The sequence below is a fragment of the Janthinobacterium violaceinigrum genome, from assembly GCF_009208555.1.
GTDB lineage: Bacteria > Pseudomonadota > Gammaproteobacteria > Burkholderiales > Burkholderiaceae_D > Janthinobacterium > Janthinobacterium violaceinigrum.
The window spans coordinates 51,418-67,954 of sequence record NZ_WFLI01000034.1 but is presented as its reverse complement, the minus strand read 5'-3'; the positions used below and the strand labels follow the sequence as shown (position 1 = coordinate 67,954).

12 protein-coding genes and 1 tRNA gene are annotated in these 16,537 nt (G+C 64.5%); 12 read left to right on the top strand and 1 reads right to left on the bottom strand.

Annotation, left to right across the window (positions count from 1 at the left end; genetic code table 11):
- From GCN75_RS22860 to GCN75_RS22845, 4 genes are all read left to right on the top strand, one after another.
- The coding region (locus GCN75_RS22860) for an alkaline phosphatase D family protein (RefSeq protein WP_193317615.1) at nucleotides 1-935 on the top strand (935 nt) is incomplete at its 5' end.
- 100 nt (nucleotides 936-1,035) lie between these two features.
- On the top strand, nucleotides 1,036-1,956 hold the full coding sequence (locus tag GCN75_RS22855) for a DMT family transporter (protein WP_152284436.1): 921 nt from the start codon (nucleotides 1,036-1,038) through the stop codon (nucleotides 1,954-1,956).
- A 29-nt stretch (nucleotides 1,957-1,985) separates the two neighbouring features.
- Nucleotides 1,986-2,375, top strand: a complete 390-nt coding sequence (locus tag GCN75_RS22850) for a methylglyoxal synthase (RefSeq protein ID WP_152284435.1) — start codon at nucleotides 1,986-1,988, stop codon at nucleotides 2,373-2,375.
- Nucleotides 2,376-2,468: 93 nt separating this feature from the next.
- Nucleotides 2,469-3,398 carry a quinone oxidoreductase family protein gene (locus GCN75_RS22845; RefSeq protein ID WP_264372558.1) on the top strand — a complete coding sequence of 310 codons (930 nt, stop codon included), beginning with the start codon at nucleotides 2,469-2,471 and terminating at the stop codon, nucleotides 3,396-3,398.
- A 191-nt stretch (nucleotides 3,399-3,589) separates the two neighbouring features.
- Here GCN75_RS22845 and GCN75_RS22840 read toward each other — a convergent pair whose 3' ends face one another.
- On the bottom strand, nucleotides 3,590-4,219 hold the full coding sequence (locus tag GCN75_RS22840; RefSeq protein WP_152284433.1) for a DUF4136 domain-containing protein: 630 nt from the start codon (nucleotides 4,217-4,219) through the stop codon (nucleotides 3,590-3,592).
- Between the two features lie 238 nt (nucleotides 4,220-4,457).
- Between GCN75_RS22840 and pepN the strand changes: the two genes are divergently transcribed.
- From pepN to GCN75_RS22800, 8 genes are all read left to right on the top strand, one after another.
- Complete coding sequence (gene pepN, locus GCN75_RS22835; protein WP_152284432.1) at nucleotides 4,458-7,112, top strand: aminopeptidase N; 2,655 nt, start codon at nucleotides 4,458-4,460, stop codon at nucleotides 7,110-7,112.
- Nucleotides 7,113-7,179: 67 nt separating this feature from the next.
- Complete coding sequence (locus tag GCN75_RS22830) at nucleotides 7,180-8,181, top strand: class 1 fructose-bisphosphatase (protein WP_077408194.1); 1,002 nt, start codon at nucleotides 7,180-7,182, stop codon at nucleotides 8,179-8,181.
- Nucleotides 8,182-8,297: 116 nt separating this feature from the next.
- Nucleotides 8,298-8,373 (top strand) — tRNA-Thr (locus GCN75_RS22825).
- A 492-nt stretch (nucleotides 8,374-8,865) separates the two neighbouring features.
- Entirely contained in the window at nucleotides 8,866-9,222 is a 357-nt protein-coding gene (locus GCN75_RS22820) for a YtxH domain-containing protein (protein ID WP_152284431.1), read from the top strand.
- Nucleotides 9,223-9,467: 245 nt separating this feature from the next.
- Nucleotides 9,468-11,879 carry a catalase gene (locus GCN75_RS22815; protein WP_152284430.1) on the top strand — a complete coding sequence of 804 codons (2,412 nt, stop codon included), beginning with the start codon at nucleotides 9,468-9,470 and terminating at the stop codon, nucleotides 11,877-11,879.
- A gap of 233 nt (nucleotides 11,880-12,112) precedes the next feature.
- Nucleotides 12,113-13,807, top strand: a complete 1,695-nt coding sequence (locus GCN75_RS22810) for an MFS transporter (protein ID WP_193317614.1) — start codon at nucleotides 12,113-12,115, stop codon at nucleotides 13,805-13,807.
- Nucleotides 13,794-15,011, top strand: coding sequence for an HlyD family secretion protein (locus tag GCN75_RS22805; protein ID WP_193317613.1), 1,218 nt, complete (start codon nucleotides 13,794-13,796; stop codon nucleotides 15,009-15,011). The genes GCN75_RS22810 and GCN75_RS22805 overlap by 14 nt, the downstream gene beginning before the upstream one ends.
- Nucleotides 15,008-16,405: an efflux transporter outer membrane subunit gene (locus GCN75_RS22800; protein WP_152284429.1), complete on the top strand. Its 1,398-nt coding sequence runs from the start codon at nucleotides 15,008-15,010 to the stop codon at nucleotides 16,403-16,405. Before GCN75_RS22805 ends, GCN75_RS22800 begins: the two co-directional genes overlap by 4 nt.
- Nucleotides 16,406-16,537: the final 132 nt, after the last annotated feature.

Below are 16,537 nucleotides of genomic sequence, written 5' to 3'. Positions count from 1 at the left end.
CGCAGGGCGCCGCTGCCGTGGGCGCCGGCCTCTCCGCGGCGCAGGCCGGCATCACGGTGGCGGCCTACAACAGCGGCTCGCCGGCCGCCGCCGCGCAAGTGATCGCCTTCGGCTGGATCAAGCCCGACGTGCAGGCCAAGGGCGCGGCCTCGGCCTTTGTCGCCGCTTCCGGCCAGCAGGCGGCGCTGGCGCCGTTCTTCACGCGTTTCCTGCTCAATTGCGACCAGTGGGATGGCTACAACAGCGAACGCAAGAACCTGATGGCGCACCTGAAGACGAATGCCATCGGCAACGTGGTGGCGATCACGGGCGATATCCACTCCTTCTTTGCCGGCACGGTCAGCGACGATTTCGATGCGGCCGGCGGCGGCACGCCCGTCATGGTCGACCTGGTGTCGGCCGGCGTCAGTTCCGACTCCTTCTTCAGCTACCTGAAGTCGGCGGCCGGCACGATGGGCGATATCGGCACCCTCGTCAGCTATCCGCTGGCCATCCCCGTCACGGGCGTGGGCACGGTCAATCTCGACGTCAACCTGCTCGACTACACCATGGGCAAGGCCGTGCCGACCGTCGACAGCCTGCTCGAGCAGTTGCGCGTGCAGCTGCGCGGCGCGCTGGCCGCCAAGGGCGTGCCGGAAGCGCAGCTCGATGCCACGGTCGCGGCCGTGCAGGCTGGCTTGAAAGCGAGCACTGACTTCAGCGTAACCCTGCTGGGCCTGGCACAGCAATTGTCCGGCCTGGGCAACAATCCGTGGATCAAGCATCTGAACACGGATGCACAGGGCTATACTGTGGTCACCTTGACGCCCGGCAAGCTGGTGGCGCAGTTCAAGCAGGTGAACAAGCTGGTCGGCACGGCGGCGCCATCGAACGTGATTGCGCGCGTGACGACGGCCACCGTGACGGCGGGCGCGGCGGCGGTGGTGGTGTCCTAAAGGCCGGCCTGCTGGGGGCAGACCCTCAATACGGCTAGCTCTGAGGCTTGCGCTGCCGCCCGAGGGGGTCTGACCCCGGCTTTTGCCTTACAATCTGGAGATGAGCTCCAGTTCCCCGCAAGCATCTCCTCCTTCGATTCCCCGTTCCGTCTACCTCGGTGGCCTGGCCATCGCCGTGGGCGGGGCGGTGCTGTTTTCCACCAAGGCCATCGTTGCCAAGCTGCTGTACCGCTACCAGATCGATGCCGTCACCCTGATCGCCTTCAGGATGATCTTCTCGCTGCCCGTGTTTGCCGTCATCGCCTGGTGGAAGATGCGCACGGAGCCGCCCCTGTCGGTCAGCGACCGCTGGCGCCTGGTGGGGCTGGGACTGGTCGGCTATTACCTGTCCAGCTATCTGGACTTCCTCGGGCTGCAATACATTTCCGTGGGCCTGGAGCGGCTGATTCTGTTCCTCACGCCCACCTTCGTGCTCCTGATTACCACCGTCTACTTCAAGCAGCGCATCAGCCGCATGCAGTGGCTGGCCTTGCTGACCTCGTATTGCGGCATCGTGCTGGTCTTCGTGCACGACTTGCAGGGCGGCGCCAACAATGTGGCGCTGGGCTCCACCCTGGTGCTGGGCTCGGCCTGTTCCTACGCCGTGTACCTGCTGGGCTCGGGAGAATTGGTGAAGCGCATCGGCTCGATGCGGCTCGTTTCCTACGCCATGTGCGTGGCCAGCTTTGCCTGCATCGCTCAATTTTTCATCCTGCGCCCCGTCGAATTGTTGATTCAGCCCATGCCCGTGTATGGTTTGTCTTTGCTGAACGGCATCTTTTGCACGGTGATGCCCGTCTTCATGACGATGATCGCCGTCGAGCGCATCGGCGCGCCCGTTGCTTCGCAGGCGGGCATGATCGGCCCCGTGTCGACCCTGTTCCTGGGCGCCATGATCCTCGATGAACCGATCACCAACTGGCAACTGGCCGGTACCAGCCTGGTCTTGGCCGGTATTTATTTGCTGTCGAAAAAGAAATAATTCCTCCACCCACTGAAAACGTCCCCACCATGAAAACACGCATCGCCCTGATTGCCCACGACAAGAAAAAAGATGACATGATTACCCTGGCGGGCGAATACCTGGACTTTCTCAAGGGCTGCGAACTGTCGGCCACGGGCACCACGGGCGGCCGCCTGATCAACGAACTGGGCCTGGCCGTCGAGCGCAAGCATTCGGGCCCGTTCGGCGGCGACTTGCAGATCGGCTCCCTGCTGGTGGAAGGCTTGATCGATTGCGTGATCTTCCTGCGCGACCCGATGACGCCGCAGCCGCACGAGCCGGACATCAACGCCCTGGTGCGCGCCTGCGACGTGCACAACGTGGCGTGCGCAACGAATCTGTCGTCGGCGCACCTGGTGCTGTCGCAGCTGCAGGCGCGCGCCCAGGCCGCCGCCTGACGTTTTTTCCGATTCTTCTTCAAGGAGCATATTGTGAACGCAACGATTACCACCAAAGCCATCCGCGTACAGCGCGTGGGCGGCCCGGACGTGATGGAATATGTGGACGTGGAACTGCCGCCGCCCGGTCCCGGCGAAGCGCGCGTGAAACACGAGGCCATCGGTCTCAATTTCATCGACGTGTATTTCCGCACGGGCCTGTATCCGCAGCCGCTGCCCAATGGCCTGGGCGTCGAGGGCGCGGGCATCGTCGAGGCGGTGGGCGAGGGCGTCACGGAAGTCAAGGTGGGCGACCGCGTGGCCTACGCGGCGCGCATCAACGGCGCGTATGCGCAACAGCGCAACTTGCCGGCGGCCCTGCTGCTGGTGCTGCCCGAGCGCATCGGTTTCGATACGGCCGCCGCCATGATGCTGCAGGGCTTGACGGTGCAATACCTGTTCCACCGCACGGTGGCCCTGAAGGCGGGCGACACGGTGCTGTTCCATGCGGCCGCGGGCGGCGTGGGCCTGATTGCCTGCCAGTGGGCGAAGGTGCTGGGCGTGAACCTGATCGGCACGGCCGGTTCCGATGAAAAGGCGGCGCTGGCCAAGGCGCATGGCGCCGCCCACGTCATCAACTACAACACGGAAAACTTCGTCGAGCGCGTGCGCGAGATCACGGGCGGCAAGGGCGTCTCCGTGGTGTACGACTCCATCGGCAAGGATACGTTTACGGGCTCGCTCGACTGCCTGGCGCCGCTGGGCATGATGGTCAGCTTCGGCAACGCTTCCGGTCCCGTGCCGGCCATCACCCTCGGCGAGCTGGCGTCGCGCGGTTCGCTCTTCATCACGCGTCCGGCCCTGTTCAGCTATGCCTCGAACCGCGCGAACCTGGAAGAGATGGCCGCCTCGCTGTTCGGCGTCGTCAGCAGCGGCGAAGTCAAAATCGAGATCAACCAGCGCTACAGCCTGGCCCATATCGCCCAGGCGCACACGGACCTGGAAGGACGCAAGACCACGGGTTCGACCATCATCGTGCCATGAGCGGCGCGGGCGAAAAAGACGGCGCGCCGAAGTTCGGCCGCCTGCTGATCGTGCTGTTATTGGCCGTGGCCCTGATCGGCGTGCTCACTTTTGCCGCCGAGGCCTATTATTCTTAGGTGAGAAAAACCGGCTTGCGCATCGCTGCACAAGCCGGTTTTTTTTAACGCACCGGATACTGGCCGCGCGCTTCCTTATTCCACCTTGACTTCCACCTTGCGCGGCACGCCGCTCTGGCCGGGGAAGTCGGCAAAGGCGCTGGCCACCATGGCGGGCATCACGTGCGACGTGGCGCGCTTGTTGCTGGTCGATTGCACGGTCACGTCGTACAGTTTCTTGCCGTTGCGGTCATTGATCGTCACGCGCAATTCGCGTTCGTATTTATGGCGCACGCTTTCTTCCATTTCCATCGGGCCATACCAGTAAGGGTTGTAGCCGAAGCGGCCATAGCCTGGCCATGCGCCGTAGCGGTAGCCGTAGCGGCCAGGCCAGTAGCCGGGGCCATACCAGAATGGGTCGGTGGCCTGCAGCACGCGTTCAGGGTAGTCGACGGTCGAAAAATTCATGGACACGCGCAAGTTGGCGGCCGCAGGGCCGGAAGCTTCGCCGAAGCCGTGTTTTGCCAGTTCCGCGCGCACCAGATTCTGGTAGCTGCGGTATTCGAGCGTATCGTTTTCCGCCACGGGCGCTTCAAAGACATACGATTTGTCCTGCAATTGCGCAGGCCATTCATGGAAGACGGTGACGTCGCTGCGTATGGTAGTGGCGCATCCGGTCAGCAACACGGTCAATGCGGCCATCATGATGGTGAGATATCGTTTCATTGCCTGATCTCCTGATATTCGCTGCAATTCATTGTTGGTAGACGCAATTCATCGCCTAGTATTATAAGAATAGTTCTATTTGTTTCCATACATTATTACAGAATGTTACCTGGCGTGTCGGCGTGTAAGGGAATCCAACATTCCTGGCGCGAATCGGCGCAAATGGCGGGCGAATCGGTCCTTTCCCTGCCTGGTGTTGGTAAAATAGGCTTTTGCCTCCGCTCCCACCCAAATCCCTATGCGCACAGACAGCCCTCAGACGATTTACCGCAAAGATTACACGCCGCCCAGCTTCCTGGTCGACAGCGTCGAACTTGGTTTCGATCTCGATCCCGCCCGCACAGTGGTGGCGAGCCGGATGCGCATGCGCCACAACCCGGCCAGCACCAGCCGCAACATTGAATTGCATGGCGAACACATTGAACTGGTGCAAGTACGCCTGAACGGCAAGCTGCTCAAGCCGTCGCAGTACACGCTGACGGCCGGCATGCTGACCATTCCGAAAGCGCCGGACGACGTGCTGCTCGATATCGAGACCGTGCTGGCGCCGCAGGACAATACCTCGCTGTCCGGCCTGTACGTGTCGAACCATAACTTCTTCACGCAGTGCGAAGCGGAGGGCTTCCGCCGCATCACCTTCTTCCCGGACCGCCCGGACGTGATGGCCAAATACACGGTCATGCTGCGCGCCGACAAGCAGCAATATCCGGTGCTGCTGTCGAACGGCAACCTGATCGAAGAGGGCGACCTGGGCGACGGGCGCCATTACGCCAAGTGGGAAGACCCGTTCAAGAAACCGTCGTACCTGTTTGCCCTGGTGGCGGCGCGCCTGGTGTGCCAGGAAGAGCGCTACACGCTCAAGTCCGGCCGCGAAGTGCTGCTGCAGGTGTGGGTGGAAGACGGCAACCTCGACAAGACCGACTACGCCATGCAGTCGCTGAAAAACTCGATCCGCTGGGACGAGGAGCGCTTTGGCCTGGAGCTGGACCTGGACCGCTTCATGATCGTCGCCGTGGGCGACTTCAACATGGGCGCCATGGAAAACAAGGGCTTGAACATCTTTAATACGAAGTACGTGCTGGCCAATCCGCGCGTGGCAACGGACGTCGATTACGCGGGCATCGAGGCGGTGGTGGGGCACGAATACTTCCATAACTGGACGGGCAACCGCGTGACGTGCCGCGACTGGTTCCAGCTGTCGCTGAAGGAAGGCTTGACGGTCTTCCGCGACCAGGAATTCTCGGCCGACATGATCGGCACGGACACGGGCCGCGCCGTCACGCGCATCGACCAGGTGCGCACCTTGCGCCAGGCCCAGTTCCCGGAAGACGCGGGCCCGATGGCGCATCCCGTGCGTCCCGATTCCTTCGTCGAGATCAATAACTTTTATACGGTCACGATCTACGAAAAGGGCGCCGAAGTGGTGCGCATGTACCAGACCCTCGTGGGCCGCGACGGCTTCCGCAAGGGCATGGACCTGTACTTCGAACGCCACGATGGCCAGGCCGTGCAGTGCGACGACTTCCGCGCCGCCATGGCCGATGCGAATGGCCGCGATTTCACGCAATTCGAGCGCTGGTACAGCCAGGCCGGCACGCCGGTGGTGAAAGCGTCCACGCGCTACGATGCGGCCAGCCAGACGTTCGAGCTGACCCTGGCGCAAAGCTGCCCCGCCACGCCGGGCCAGCCGAAGAAACTGCCTTTCCACATTCCCGTCACCGTCGGCCTGCTGGCAGCCGATGGCCGCGACATGCCGCTGCACGTCGATGGCGTCGTGTCGAACGGCGCCACCAGCGTCGTGCTGGAACTGACGCAAGCGGCGCAGACCTTCCGCTTCACGCACGTGACGCAAATGCCCGTGCCGTCGCTGCTGCGCGATTTTTCCGCGCCCGTGGTGCTGGAATACGACTACAGCGACGATCAACTGCTGCACCTGTTCCGCCATGACAGCGACCCCGTCAACCGCTGGGAAGCGGGCCAGCGCCTGGCCATGGAGCGCCTGCTGAAACTCACCGCTGCCGTCGCCGCCGGCGAGACCCTGGCGCTGGACGATACCTTCATCGCCGCGCAGCGCGCCCTGCTGGCCGATGACACGCTCGATGCCGCCTTCCGTGAACTGGCCTTGATCCTGCCGTCGGAAACCATCATCGCCGAGCGCATGGCGCAAGTCGATCCGCAGGCGATCCATGCGGCGCGCCAGTTCATGCGCCGCACGATCGCGGCAGCCCTGAAGCCTGAATTGCTGGTGCAGTACCGCGCCAACCAGACGCCGGGCGAGTACAGCCCCGACGCCCTGTCGGCCGGCAAGCGGGCGCTGAAGAACCTGGCCCTGTCCTATCTGCTGATCGCGCCGGGCGAGCAGGAGCTGGCCCTGGCGCAGCAGCAGTTCGACAGCGCCGGCAACATGACGGACCGCGCGGCCGCCCTGGGCGCCCTGATCCATTCGGGTTCTGCCGTGCACGCGCAGGCCGCGCTGGCCAGTTTCTATGCCGACTTCGAGAACGAGGCGCTGGTGGTCGACAAGTGGTTTGCCATGCAGGCGGCCGCCCCCGCGACCGATGTGCAGGCCGTGCGCCAGCTGATGACGCATCCCGCCTTCACCCTGAAAAACCCGAACCGCGCGCGCAGCCTGATCTTCAATTTCACGAACGGTAATCCGTCGCAGTTCCATGCAGCTGACGGCAGCGGCTACGCCTTCTGGGCCGAGCAGGTCATCGCGCTCGACGCCTTGAACCCGCAAGTGGCGGCGCGTCTGGCGCGCTCCATGGACCGCTGGCGCCGTTACGTGCCCGCGCTGCAAAGCCACATGCGCGACGCGCTGGAAAAGGTCGCCGGCCAGGCCAGCTTGTCGAATGACGTGATGGAAGTGGTCAGCAAGGCGCTGGCCAACTAGACGCAGATTATTTACACCCCCAGGCAGAGACTGGGGTAATGGTTAGTCATTACAACAAAAGGGAATCATGAAACGCATCAGTCTTACGCAATACCTTGTTGAAGAGCAGCGCTCGAACAACAGCATTCCGGCCGAACTGCGCCTGCTGATCGAAGTCGTCGCGCGCGCTTGCAAGACCATCAGCCACGCCGTCAGCAAGGGCGCGCTGGGTGAGGTGCTGGGCACGGCCGACACGGAAAACGTGCAGGGTGAAGTACAGAAGAAGCTCGACATCATCTCCAACGAGATCCTGCTGGAAGCGAATGAATGGGGCGGCCACCTGGCGGCCATGGCGTCGGAAGAGATGGAATCGATCCACCCGATCCCGAACCGCTATCCGAAGGGCGAATACATGCTGCTGTTCGATCCACTGGATGGCTCGTCGAACATCGACGTCAACGTTTCGATCGGCACCATCTTCTCCGTGCTGAAGGCGCCGGAAGGCATGGGCGAGCCGACGGAGCAGGACTTCATGCAGGCGGGCAGCAAGCAAGTGGCGGCCGGCTACGCCGTGTACGGCCCGCAAACCATGCTGGTGCTGACCTTCGGCAATGGCGTGAACTGCTTCACCCTGGACCGCGAGATGGGTTCGTGGGTCCTCACGCAAAGCAATATGCAGATTCCGCCGACGACCAAGGAATTTGCCATCAATATGTCGAACGCGCGCCACTGGCATCCGCCCGTCAAGCGTTATGTCGACGAACTGCTGGCCGGCGACACGGGCCCGCGCGGCACCAATTTCAACATGCGCTGGATCGCCTCTATGGTGGCCGACGTGCACCGCATCCTGAACCGTGGCGGCATCTTCATGTATCCGGCCGACCTGCGCGACACGTCGATGCCGGGCAAGCTGCGCCTGATGTACGAAGCGAACCCGATGGCCTTCATCGTCGAACAGGCCGGCGGCGCCGCCACCGACGGCCAGCAGCGCATCATGGACATCGCCCCGCACAAGCTGCACCAGCGCGTGCCCGTGTTCCTCGGCTCGAAAGACGAAGTGGCCCGCGTGACGGCCTACCACGCGGAGTAAAAACCGCACTTTTTCCACGATTTTCAGCGGCCCGCAGCCGGGCCGCTAAAAAAAATGAAAAAAGATCGCGTTGACACTAGCAAATTTTGTGCATTGTTTGTAGAATGTGGGTCTTCGCCGTTGTAGCTCAGTTGGTAGAGCAGCACATTCGTAATGTGAAGGTCGCCAGTTCGATTCCGGCCAACGGCACCAAGTATTCGCAGTAGAGAAAAACCCACCGCTCAAACGGTGGGTTTTTTTTCGCCTGATGGTTTTGCCCGCCGCCGCCAATATGCCGCCAATATGTTTTCGCCGGGACGGTTGAGCGTCAACATCAGCGCCGCGTGAGGCAGGGCAGTTCCTGCAATTGCAATAATTGCAGGAGGCGGCACACTCGCTGAAATAGTCCGGCGGCAACTGGCCCGCCTGGCGTGCCATCGCGCTTCGCGCCCCATCCACCCCGCCAGGCCGGCGGGGACGTTATTTCCGACAGGCATTTAAGTCTGGCCTACAAGGTGTGGCAGCGCACGGTGGCGCGGGGCGGGCGCGGTTAAGGTGGTGCTAACAGCTTGCTGCTGATCCAGAGTTTGATATGGCTCAGCCCGGCAGCGTTTAGCCGCTTCTTTTTCCCGGAAGCGAGGAGAATCATGATTCGATCACGGCATCGAGCATGGTTGAAATTATTCACTGTTAAAGGAAACCATCATGAACGCGATTGAAAAAGCCAGCTCCGATTTGAACGGCACGGTCCAGGATACCCGCCAGGATTTGCACCGCACCATCGACAAGGTGGCTAGCCAGGCTCAGCCCCTGGCCGACAAGGTAGCCACGCGCGCCCATGACGGCGTGGACGTGGTGGGCGACCGCATCGACCAGGTCAGCGATACCGTCAGCAAGGCTTCCGAACGCCTGGTGGCGCGCGGCAAGCAATTGGGCGCCGCCTGCCAGCGCGCCGGCGAGACGGGCCGCGGCTACGTGCGCGAGCGCCCTGCCGTATCGCTGCTGGTGGCCGTCGCTGCCGGTTATGGCCTGTCGAAATTGCTGGGTTCGCGTAAATCGTAACTAGCCGTCGTTTTACGCATTCCTGTCGAGTATTTGTCGTGGGCGCCTGCCCGTTTCGCCATCCTGGCGAACGGAGCCGGCGCCCACGCGCACGAGGTAGTCGTAGCAAGCGGTAAGGGGGAAGACTTACGCGTTGTCGCACCTGACGGGCGTACCTGTTCCCATCATTATTTCATTGCCCTGTTCGTGCGCTGAATGAGGGAGCTATAGCGTTCTCCCGGGGCAAACTACTCACAGGAGACGTCATGGCTAGCAACAAGAAAACGCCGTCCACGGACGGTGCGGGTTCCGTATTGAGCAGCATGTCCGGTCCATCCGAAACGGATCCGCCGCAAAGCCTGGGCAGCGACCACGCCGCAGCCCAGGCGCTGCTGAAAAAAGCCGCCGCAGGCCAGGCGCTGTCGGCCGGCATGCCCGACAATCCGAATCTCGCCGGCCAGTACGGCGAGGCGGCGCGTGCGCCGGCCGAAGGCGTGCACGTGGCGTCGCACGAAGCGCTGGCCACGGCCAGCACGACGGGCGAAACGCTGGCTTCGCCGAAGGTGGGCGACGGCCAGCCGGCCCTGGGCGAGAATGCGCGCAACGCGACGCTCGATGGCGCCCGCGCCGACGACAGCGGCTGCGTGCTGACGACGAACCAGGGCGTGCCCGTGGGCGACAACCAGAATTCGCTGAAGGCGGGCTTGCGCGGCCCCACCCTGATGGAAGATTTTATTTTGCGTGAAAAGCTCACGCATTTCGACCATGAGCGCATTCCCGAGCGCGTCGTGCATGCGCGCGGCTCGGCCGCGCACGGCTACTTCGAATGCTACAAGGAGCAAAGCAAGCACACGCGCGCCGCGCCGTTCGCCAAGGCGGGCAAGCGCACGCCCGTCTTCGTGCGCTTTTCCACGGTGGCCGGCGAACGGGGTTCGACCGATACGGCGCGCGACGTGCGCGGCTTCGCCGTCAAGTTTTATACGGATGAAGGCAACTGGGATTTGGTCGGCAATAACATTCCCGTCTTCTTCATCCAGGATGCGATGAAGTTCCCCGACCTGATCCACGCCGTCAAGCCCGAGCCGAACAACGGCATCCCGCAGGCGGCCAGCGCGCATGACACCTTCTGGGACTTTGCCTCGCTGTCGCCGGAAATCACGCACATGCTGATGTGGGTGATGTCGGACCGCGCCATCCCGCGCAGCTTTCGCATGATGCAGGGCTTTGGCGTGCACACCTTCCGCCTCGTGAACGCCAAGGGCCAGTCCGTCTTCTGCAAATTCCACTGGTCGCCCATGGCCGGCACGCATTCGCTCGTGTGGGATGAAGCCGTCAAGCTCAGCGGCGCCGATTCCGATTTCCACCGGCGCGACCTGTGGGAAGCCATCGAGTGCGGCGAATACCCCGAATACGAGCTGGCCTTCCAGGTCTTCACGGAAGCGCAGGCGGAGGCATTCCCCTTCGACGTGCTCGACCCCACCAAGCTGATACCCGAGGAACTCGTGCCGTTGATCCCCGTCGGGAAAATGGTCTTGAACCGTAACCCGGACAATTTTTTCGCCGAGACGGAGCAGGTGGCCTTCTGTACGGCGCACATCGTGCCCGGCATCGATTTCAGCAACGATCCGCTGCTGCAGGGCCGCATCCACTCGTACGTGGACACGCAGATCACGCGCCTGGGCGGCGCCAATTTCCATGAAATTCCCATCAACTCTCCGCTGGCGCCGCTGCACAACAACCAGCGCGACGGCATCCACCGCCAGGCCATCAACCGGGGGCGGGTAGCGTATGAACCCAATTCACTGGCGGGCGGCTGTCCGTTCCAGGCGGGGGCCAAAGGTTTCAACAGCTTTCCCGCCTCCGTCGAGGGCGACAAGGTGCGCGGCAAGCCCGAGAAATTTGCCGAGCATTTTGCGCAGGGGCGGCTGTTCTGGATCAGCCAGACGCCGGTCGAGCAAGAGCATATCGTGCATGCGTTCCGCTTTGAGCTGAGCAAGGTGCAGACGGTGGCCATCCGCCAGCGCGTCGTCGCCATGCTGCGCAATGTCGATGAAACCCTGGCGCAGCGCCTGGCCGACGGCCTGGGCCTGGCCTTGCCGCCGGCCATGCCGCTCGTCTCCATGCTGCCCATGCCCACGTATCCGCCGTCGCCGGAACTGTCGCTCTTTTTCCGGCCCGGCAAGACGGGCATCCATACCCTGCGCGTGGCCATCCTCGTGGGGCCGGGCAGCGATGGCGCGCAGGCGCGCAGCATCTACGCGTCCCTGCTGGCCGACGGCGCCGTGCCGCGCCTGGTGGGCAGCCACCTGGGCAAGGTCGACACGAGCGGCGGCGCGCCGCTGGCCGTGGAAGTGTCGCTGGAAACGGGGCCGTCCGTGCTGTTCGATGCCGTCGTAATCCCGGACGGCCAGGGCGCCGTGCAGCAGTTGGGCAGCGACGCCAACGCGCTCGATTTCCTGCGCCTGCAATACCGCCACTGCAAGCCGATGCTGGCCGTTGGCGCCGGCAAGAGCTTGCTGGACAAGGCCGGCATACCGGCGACCCTGCCCGATGGCAAACCCGATCCCGCCATCTTCATCGTGGCCTCCGGCGAGGTGGTGAAAGCCGTGGCCGCCTTTAAGAAGGCGCTGGCGGCGCACCGGGCGTTCGCGCGCGAGACGGATCCGCCGCGCGTGTGATCGGCGGCTACGGCGCAGGCGAAGGAGCGGGGCGGATCCGTCGGGTCCGGCCCCGCCGGTCCGGCCGCCTATCCTGTTTGCCCTGTCTGCGCAACGCCGCCCAACAATGTAAACAATAAAAATGTCCTGCGGTGATATGCTGCTGACTAGAACTGTTCATTTGCAACTGTTTGCTTAATAGCAGTAGAGCTGCAGCAAAGAACGGTTTCAGCAAACTAGATCGCGATTGCCGCATGGACAAGTACACACCACGGACCTGGGGGCCGGGCGAACGCCCGAACCTGCCCGGGTCGCCATCGACGCCCGAACATTCGACGCCCAAGCGCGTCGCGTATTTCATCGTCGGCCTGATCGTCGCGCTGACGGGCGGGCTGGGCAACGGCCTGGTGACGGCCAATTTGCTGAACCTGCAGGGTTCGCTGGGCGCGTATGCCTACCAGATGCAGTGGCTGCCGGCTGCCTACGTGATGACCATCGTCTCCATGAATCTGCTGCTGGTGAAATTCCGCCAGCAGTTCGGCCTGCGCCTGTTTACCGAATTCTTCCTCGTGCTGTACGCGCTGGTCACCTTCGCCCACCTGTATGCGAATACCCTGCCGTCGGCCATCGCCGTGCGCGCCGCGCATGGTATGGTGGGCGGCGCGCTGGGGGTGCTGGGCCTGTACTACACCTTGCAGGCGTTTCCCGCGCGGCACCGGCTCAAGGGCGTGGTGCTGGGCCTGGGCTTTGCCCAGCTGGCGCTGCCGCTGGCGCGCATTTTCACGTCCGAGCTGCTGCAGATCGGCGAATGGCACGGCCTGTACCTGTTCGAACTGGGCCTGACCCTGCTGGCGCTGGGCTGCGTGCTGGCCCTGAAACTGCCGCCCGGCGACCGCGTGCAAACCTTCGAGCTCCTCGATTTCCTCACCTTCATCTTGTTCGCGCCCGGCGTGGCCCTGCTGTGCGCCGTGCTGGCGCAGGGACGCACGGCCTGGTGGATGGAAGCCGAATGGGTGGGCGTGTGCCTGGCGTGTTCCATCGTGCTGATCGCCGCATCGCTGGCCATCGAGCATAACCGCGCGCGCCCGCTGCTCAACACGCGCTGGCTCACCACGGGCAAGATCGCCAAGCTGTTTTTATCCGTGCTGCTGTTTCGCGTCGTGCTGTCCGAATCGACGGGGGCCGTTGGCTTCCTGCAGGCGCTGGGCTTGAACACGGACCAGATGCAGAACCTGTTCATCGTGGTGCTCCTGGGCAGCGTGGCGGGCCTGGTGGTCAGCGCGCTGACCATCAATCCCGCCACCATCCACCGCTCGCTGATGTTCGCGCTGCTGCTGATCGCCCTTGGCGCGCTGATCGACGCGCACGCCACCAGCCAGACGCGCCCCGTCAATATGTACCTGAGCCAGTTCCTGCTGGCCTTTGGCGGCACGTATTTCCTGGGCCCCACCATGGTGGCCGGCATGGGCGCCGTCATCGCCGAGCCGCGCAACCTGGTCAGCTTTTCCGTGATGTTTACCATGACGCAGAACCTGGGCGGCCTGCTCGGTTCGGCCATCGTCGGCACCATCCAGACGGCGCGCGAGAAATACCATTCCAGCTACCTGGTCGAGCACCTGACCATGCTCGATCCGCAGGTGGCCGCGCGCGTGCAGTCGGGCGCAGCAAGCTATGGCAGCGTGCTGGGCGACCCGGTGCTGCGCAGCGCCCAGGGCGTGGCGCGGCTGGGCGCCATCGCCACGCGCGAAGCCAATGTGCTGGCCTACAACGATGTTTTTCTGATGATCGCCGGCGTCGCCATCGCCACCTTGCTGTGGATGCTGGTCAGCCAGTCCTGGACCCGCATCACCACCGGCGCGCGGCGCCTGGTCGGCCCCGTGCGCGATGCACAGACGGCCATGGCCATCGTCCCCATTACCAATTCGGAACCGAGCAATGACAGACAATAAGAATCCACCGCCACCTCCCGCATCCGCACCCGCACCGGCACCGGCACCGGCAGCGCCTGCCGCCGCGCCTGCCGCCTCGTCCACGGCGCAGCCGGACCGGCGCCACCAGTGGCTGTCCGCGCTGGCCTTTGCCGCCGTGGCGCTGGTGGGCGTGCTGATCGTGCTGTACGCGTGGCGCCTGCCGCCCTTCACCAGCCCCATCGTGACGACGGAAAACGCCACCGTACGGGGGCAGGTGACGATCATCGGCACGCAGCTGTCCGGCTATGTGGTGGAAGTGACGGTGCAGGATTTCATGGATGTGAAGGAAGGCCAGCTGCTGGTGCGTATCGACGACCGCATCTACCAGCAGCGCTACGAGCAGGCGCAGGCCCAGCTGGCGGCGCAGCAGGCGGCGCTGTCGAACTGGGCGCAGCAGAAGGCCAGCGCGCAGGCGGGCATTTCCGTCAGCGAGGCGGCGCTGGCCAATGCGGAAGCGCAGGCGCGCAAGGCCAGCGCCGACCTCAATCGCGTGGAGCAGCTGGTGGCCGACGGTTCCCTGTCGCAGCGCGAACACGACCAGTCGCGCGCCGCACAGGCGCAGATGGCTGCCGCGCTGGCGCAGGCGCGGGCCAATCTCGACATTGCCCAGCAAAGCGTGCATAGCGTGGTGGTCAACAAGCAGGCGCTGGAAGCGGCCGTGGCGAATGCGCAGGCAGCCGTCAAGGCAGCGAAGATCGACCTCGACAACACGCGCATCGTGGCCCCTTCCGACGGCCAGCTGGGCCAGGTGACGGTGCGCCAGGGCGCGTACGTGAATTCGGGCGCGCAGCTGATGGCGCTGGTGCCGCGCCAGATGTGGGTGATCGCCAATTTCAAGGAAACGCAGATGAACGGCGTGCAGGAAGGGCAGAGCGCCACCTTCCACGTCGATGCGCTCGACGGCGCCGTGCTGACGGGCCAGGTGGAACGCATCTCGCCGGCCACCGGTTCCGAATTTTCCGTGCTGCCGGCCGATAACGCGACGGGCAATTACCTCAAGATTGCCCAGCGCATTCCCGTGCGCATCCGCATCGATCCGGGCCAGGCGAATGCGCGCCGGCTCGTGCCCGGCATGTCGGTGGTGGTCAGCGTCGACACGTCCGCCGTGCTGAACGACTCGGAGGACAATCCCGCCCCTCCGCCGGCGCCGCCGAAAAAGGCAGCCGCAAAGGCCAAGCCATGAGACGCCGCGCCTTGTTGATGGCGGGTGCGCTGGCGCTGGCCGGCTGTGCCGCCAACGCGCCTTTGCCGCCCCCGTCGGCTTTGCAGCTGCCGTCCGGCTGGCGCGCGCACGCGGCCGGCGCGCCTGCCGCGACTGGCGCGCAGGTGGAGCAGCTGTGGTGGCAGGCCTTCGGCGACTCCGTGCTGAGCGATCTGGTGGGCGAAGCGCTGGCGCGCAATGGCGACTTGCGCGTGGCGCGCGCCCGCGTGCAGGAATACCGCGCGCGGCTGGCGCAGGCCGATGCGAACCGCGCGCCGAACCTGGCCTTCGACGGTTCGCCCACGCGCACGCGCACCCTGGCCTCCAGCGGCAAGCCGTATGTGACGAATGTCTTCCAGGCCGAACTGCAGGCCAGCTATGAAATCGACGTGTGGGGCCGGCTGGCCAGCCTGAGCGACGCGGCGGGCGAGAGCTACCGCGCCGAACAGGCTAGCCTCGATGCGGCCGCCCTGTCGATCGCCGCCAGCGTGGCCACGGCGTACCTGAATCTGCGGGGCCTGGACGCGCAGCTGGCGCTGACGCAATCGACCCTGCAGCTGCGCGAACAATCGCGCGAGCTGGCGCGCAAGCAGTTCGAGGTGGGCTACAGCTCGCGGCTGGAATGGCTGCAGGCACAATCGGAATACCATGCGGCAGCCGAGCAGGTGCCGCAGCTGCAGCGGCAGATCTTTGAACAGGAAAATGCGCTGGCTATCCTCGTCGGCGGCAATCCCGGCCCCATCGCGCGCGGCTTGCCGCTGGCCGACCTGGCGGCGCCTGGCGTGCCTGCCGGCCTGCCGTCGGAATTGCTGCGCCGGCGGCCCGACATCGCGCGCGCGGAACACAACCTGGCGGCCGCCAATGCCAGCCTGGCCGCCACGCGCGACCAGCTGCTGCCCTCGTTCAAGCTGACGGCTGTGGGCGGCGGGCAAGCCACGACGCTGACGGATTTCCTGCATGCGCCGACGGCCCTGTGGCGGTTGACGGCGCTGGCGGCCGGTCCCCTGTTCGACGGCGGGCGCGTGCAGGCGCAGACCGATGCGGCCGGTGCGCAGCGCGACCAGCTCGCGTACACGTATGAAAACGTGGTGCGCAACGCCTTCGCGGAAACGGAGAACAGCCTGGGCGCCATCTACCGGCTCAAGCAGCAAGCGGTGGAAAACGACGCGCGCCGCGCTACGGCGGAAGATACCCTGCGCATCGCGCATAACCGCTACCGCAATGGCTACGCCTCCTACCTGGAAGAGCTGGATGCCCAGCGCACCCTGTACAGCGCCGACGTGGGCTTGCTGCAGCTGAAGACGCGCATCCTCGTCGCCTCGGTGGACCTGTATCGGGCCATGGGCGGTGGCTGGTCCGCAGGAGCCCGCCCTTAGCGTTGGCTCCGGCAGCGGATGTCCTGCATCGGCCGGGACTAGCGCCCGGTCCCCGTCGCGGCAGGCAGCCTGCCGCTGCCCGCCGGTTGCCGCCGCATCCGCGGTGTTGGCCTGGATGCCGGCGGGGCAGTC

Coding starts and splice junctions, on each gene's coding strand:
- pepN (WP_152284432.1), top strand. CDS start 4,458: ATGCGCACAGACAGCCCTCAGACGATTTACCGCAAAGATTACACGCCG.
- GCN75_RS22850 (WP_152284435.1), top strand. CDS start 1,986: ATGAAAACACGCATCGCCCTGATTGCCCACGACAAGAAAAAAGATGAC.
- GCN75_RS22840 (WP_152284433.1), bottom strand. CDS start 4,219: ATGAAACGATATCTCACCATCATGATGGCCGCATTGACCGTGTTGCTG.
- GCN75_RS22810 (WP_193317614.1), top strand. CDS start 12,113: ATGGACAAGTACACACCACGGACCTGGGGGCCGGGCGAACGCCCGAAC.
- GCN75_RS22800 (WP_152284429.1), top strand. CDS start 15,008: ATGAGACGCCGCGCCTTGTTGATGGCGGGTGCGCTGGCGCTGGCCGGC.
- GCN75_RS22820 (WP_152284431.1), top strand. CDS start 8,866: ATGAACGCGATTGAAAAAGCCAGCTCCGATTTGAACGGCACGGTCCAG.
- GCN75_RS22845 (WP_264372558.1), top strand. CDS start 2,469: ATGGAATATGTGGACGTGGAACTGCCGCCGCCCGGTCCCGGCGAAGCG.
- GCN75_RS22830 (WP_077408194.1), top strand. CDS start 7,180: ATGAAACGCATCAGTCTTACGCAATACCTTGTTGAAGAGCAGCGCTCG.
- GCN75_RS22815 (WP_152284430.1), top strand. CDS start 9,468: ATGGCTAGCAACAAGAAAACGCCGTCCACGGACGGTGCGGGTTCCGTA.
- GCN75_RS22805 (WP_193317613.1), top strand. CDS start 13,794: ATGACAGACAATAAGAATCCACCGCCACCTCCCGCATCCGCACCCGCA.
- GCN75_RS22855 (WP_152284436.1), top strand. CDS start 1,036: ATGAGCTCCAGTTCCCCGCAAGCATCTCCTCCTTCGATTCCCCGTTCC.